The sequence below is a fragment of the Microbispora sp. CL1-1 genome, from assembly GCF_012034195.1.
Classification (GTDB): Bacteria; Actinomycetota; Actinomycetes; order Streptosporangiales; family Streptosporangiaceae; genus Microbispora.
In genome coordinates, this window is record NZ_JAATEK010000266.1 from 1 (window position 1) to 214 (window position 214).

General features: G+C 67.8%; 1 protein-coding gene. It reads right to left on the bottom strand.

The features are described 5' to 3' along the window. The coding region (locus HCK04_RS40835; RefSeq protein WP_142652819.1) for an IS3 family transposase at window positions 1–214 on the bottom strand (214 nt) is incomplete at both ends.

Genomic DNA, 214 nt, shown 5'->3' on the forward strand with positions numbered 1-214 from the left:
GCCACGCGGGTGCCGCGCCGGTTGAGCTCTTTCCACATCTTGCGCACGCCATACACCTCGAAGTTCTCGTTCCACACCGTGGTGATCTCGGCCATGAGCTGGGCGTCCCGCACCGCCCTCGCGGAGGGCGGGCGGGACTTGGCCGCGTAGTACGTCGACGTCGCCACCTGCAACACTTGGCAGATCGGCTCGACGCCGAAAGCGCCGCGGTGAG